At 59.8% G+C, this 3,532-nt stretch carries 3 protein-coding genes and 1 pseudogene; 2 read left to right on the top strand and 2 right to left on the bottom strand.

Translation table 11 applies throughout. The annotated features are described in order from the left end of the window. Together DT057_RS36320 and DT057_RS34305 are read left to right on the top strand one after the other, a co-directional pair. Positions 1 to 193, top strand: a 193-nt coding sequence (locus tag DT057_RS36320) for a hypothetical protein (RefSeq protein ID WP_203236459.1), incomplete at its 5' end; no start/stop codon positions are given. Positions 194 to 1,107: 914 nt separating this feature from the next. Continuing rightward, the gene (locus DT057_RS34305; RefSeq protein WP_128566472.1) at positions 1,108 to 1,740 is read left to right on the top strand and encodes a hypothetical protein; all 633 of its coding nucleotides are present in this window, start codon (positions 1,108 to 1,110) and stop codon (positions 1,738 to 1,740) included. Between the two features lie 263 nt (positions 1,741 to 2,003). On the opposite strand, the gene DT057_RS34300 is transcribed toward DT057_RS34305, so the two are convergent. Together DT057_RS34300 and DT057_RS37125 are read right to left on the bottom strand one after the other, a co-directional pair. After that, positions 2,004 to 2,678, bottom strand: a complete 675-nt coding sequence (locus tag DT057_RS34300) for a type 1 glutamine amidotransferase domain-containing protein (protein ID WP_128566471.1) — start codon at positions 2,676 to 2,678, stop codon at positions 2,004 to 2,006. A gap of 680 nt (positions 2,679 to 3,358) precedes the next feature. Then, a pseudogene (locus DT057_RS37125) lies at positions 3,359 to 3,532 on the bottom strand (MBL fold metallo-hydrolase); the annotation flags it as partial.

Here is a 3,532-nt window from a genome sequence, read left to right as displayed (position 1 = left end):
CCCACCCCATGCGGGTCCGCGCGAGTTCGCGGCCTGTCCAGGGTTCAGCCTTGAAAACCTGGTAACACGTTCACAGGTTAACACTCATGGCATCATCGTTCGTCACTCAGGCCGAGTTCTCGCGGCACCGCGGCGTCTCGCGCAAAACCGTTTCTGTCTGGAAATCCAGAGGCTTGCTCGTTCTGCGCTCTGACGGGCTAGTCGACGTAGCGGCGTCGGACAAGAGGCTGAGCGAACGTCCTTTTAGGTACCGCGGTGGTCTTACGACTCAACTGCCCGGCAACATCGGCAACAAATTCGCTCCAGACTACAGGTAGCGCTCAAGAAGCCGCGCAGGAAGCTGGCGAGCAAGCGTGAGGTGGCGCTTTCCCCCGTCTGCATTCAAGCTTTCTACTGGCGATGGCGGCCGAGCTCGGGGCGGACCTCGCCCGGATCATGGACCAGTTCGGGTATAGGATGCCAGAACGGCGGTCGGCGACATCCGGCAGGTAACCGCCTTCAAGGGGCACTCGGGATGAGCTTTCCCCTGGAAGCAGTCTATGAACAGGAAGAAGCTTTCGGCTCAGCTTGCCGAACGAATCACGAACAAGTACCCTCACCTGTATAGCCAGCTCCCTCGTGGAGCCGGGGTCCGGGTGGCTAGCCAGGCCAGGTCCGGGAAACCTCGCTATAGCCGGAGGGCACCGGCACAAAGCGGCGTTCAGGCGCCGCAGGAGTGGGAACGGGTCGCCCCGACCCCACAGACAGCCGGGCGGCCGATCGGTGCGCCTCCCGGTGGTTCCGCGTCAGACCCCGTGAGGGGTGAAGCAGCGTGTAGAGGCCGATCGCCTGACCCCGGCCTTCCCGAGAGGGTTACGTTTACCGATCCATGACCGGCTCGTACGGTGGCTCCATACCCGTCAGGTCACATGGTTTCGCCGCTGGCAGGCGAAGCCATGCCCTCTCCCCGGATCACCACCCCATCAGACATCCCACGCTCCAGCAACGCCGCTTTCGACCGAAGCGTCCACTTTGATTTTTAGATCAGTTAGCCACAGAATTTCGGAAAAATCTGCGCTCTCCCTGGAAGCATCTCTCCACAGGAGCGTGACCGAGTAAGGAAGCGGCATGGGCGGCTTTGGCAGTGGGCGATCGGGTGGGAGGCCGACGATCGAGGACGGGCTGACTCTCAACCTCGCCAAGCTCCTGCGCGATGGCCTCTTCCGGCCGGGGCAGAGTTGGGGCGGCCCATTGACTTGGACGAACACGAGCACGGGCGAGCGCGTCGCCTCAGTCGGCTACGAAGCTCACCTCGATGACGAGCACGGCCGCGTGCGCCTGCACTACACCACGACCCGCTGGGGCGGCGAGAAGTACGCCTCGGATTACTGGGTCACGCTGAAGACGACGCCGCAGCCCTTCGGCGGCCGGCGCTGGTGGTTCGTCTGTCCGCGCACCGGGCGGCGTGTCACCAAGCTCCATCTGCCCAACGGCGCCCTCACGTTCGCCTCCCGTCAGGCCCATCGGCTCGGCTACCGCTCGCAGCGCGAGACGCCCCGCGACCGCGCTCTCGGCTTCGCTTTCAAGCTACGCCACAAACTCGGCAGCCGCGAGGGTATCGGCGACGACATCGTCAAGCCGAAGGGGATGCGATGGGCGACCTTCGAGCGTGAGATGGCGAAGGTCGAGGCCGCCGAAGCGATTGTCGACGGTCACACACGGTTGCTGCTCAAGGGCCTTTATCGCCGGCTCGAGAGATGAGTGTCCGCCAAGAACAGGTACCAGTTTCGGGTCACTGCGGCGAACGCAGGTGCCCCACGTAGTTACCAGAGAGGTTACCAGCCCCTACGCGCACGAGACAGCGTGTACCTGACCGCGAGCCGCGTTGACCGTCGCGCTCACGAAGGGCATGCGAAATGGCGCCGCCCTGGCGGTGACTACGACATGGTCTAGGGTCTGAAATCAATCAGCTTGAGCGTGTGAAGGATCGCTGTGGGCTGTGAGTGGGCCCCGCAGCTAGCCGTCTAAACTGCTTCCAGAAGCTTTATCATTTTATCGGCAACGCCTTTTGCAGAAGCGGGATTTTGTCCGGTAACAAGATTGCCGTCTGTGATGCTGTACGGCTGCCAAGGTCCAGTCTTGTGGAATATTGCGCCCTGGTTGGTCAGCGCCGTTTCCAGCTCGAACGGAACGTCGGCTTTGGCGTAGTTTTCTTCTTCCTCATTTGTAAATGAGCTGATATTCTTTCCTTCGATTAAATACGTACCATTGCCCAATTTAACATTCAACAATGATACTGGACCATGGCAGACTGCACCAACAACTGCCCTTCTCTCGTATGTATCTTTTATAATTTCCTTAAGCAACGGATGGTCGGGCATGTCAACCATCGGCGCCAGACCGCCTGGCATGAAGATAGCGTCGTAGGAACTGACATTCACTTCCGACAATTTCTTAGCTTTCTGCATGGAAGCCCATCCTTCCCCGACAAGGAAGGCCAGATTGTCGGGATCGTCAGCAAGGTTGAGCGCATCCAGAAATGGCGTGTCTCCGGTCAGGCTTGCAAAATCTATTTTGTATTTTGCTCTGTCGAACTCCGCATAAGGATGTGCGACTTCCGGCAGGAAGTTTCCTGTTCTCCTGCCATGAGGTCCGATGGCATACGCGTTCGAGACGATGATGAGGATCTGCTTCGTCATGACACTCTCCAAACTGCGTGCCGGTTCACCTCAGAATGACGCCATGACTAGAAGTGGGTGACAAGGACACCATCGGATCGTATCGGCTGGCGCGATCATGACAATGCCCAAGCATTCATCTCACGCGAAGGCATGCAGGCCGCATCCCTGCCTGAACTGCTCCAAACCAGATTAGCATCCGCCGATAAATCGGCTGTTCCGATCGGCGGCCGAGGAGGCCAGTTTGGATTGAAAGCGGCCCCTCGTATCGTCAAGCTGATTGGGTATTGACCCCAAAGCAGGATCCTTAGCCGGTCACTTTGCTGAGCGTGTCGCCAATGACCTGCCGGGCCTTGTCGACGGCGGTGGCTGCCATCTCACCAATCTTCTGGGTGACCGACTTCGGGGTGGGTGCCTGATCAACCCTCACCGTCAAGATGCTGCTCACAAACGAGGGCATCACGGAGCCGGACGACTTCCCCCTCACAGTCGACCTGATCCTGGATCGCTGGCTCGACGCGAGCGACGACGAGATCACTCGCGGGTTTGCGATCGAGCTCAGACGCGTCGATCGGCACGGAGTGGTCTGATGCTCTGCACCGTGACCGCGGCCTACGCGCTGCGCTTCACGGTCCAGCGCATCCGCGGTACACCGAACGCTCGCATCAACCTGGGCCGGCGAGCGCTCGCACTGGATCCGCTCAAACACCTTCGTAGACGAGGCGCGTAAACAAGGCAGGACTAATCACAAACTGGCCCCACTTCGCGTCGTAAGCAGCTGTGGGTTTCGCAGCGATAGTGTCCTCAAGTGACCTACCCTGCGCTTTGAGTGTAGCTACGTTACTCCGAATTGCCGTCAGCATGTCGTGGTATGC

It is taken from the genome of Methylobacterium crusticola, from assembly GCF_003574465.1.
Classification (GTDB): Bacteria; Pseudomonadota; Alphaproteobacteria; order Rhizobiales; family Beijerinckiaceae; genus Methylobacterium; species Methylobacterium crusticola.
Note: the sequence above shows the minus strand (reverse complement) of the source record. Positions and strands in the feature narration are given on the sequence as shown.

Bases quoted from the DNA above. Each gene is read 5' to 3' on its own strand.
- DT057_RS34305 (WP_128566472.1), top strand. From the start codon at position 1,108: ATGGGCGGCTTTGGCAGTGGGCGATCGGGTGGGAGGCCGACGATCGAG.
- DT057_RS34300 (WP_128566471.1), bottom strand. From the start codon at position 2,678: ATGACGAAGCAGATCCTCATCATCGTCTCGAACGCGTATGCCATCGGA.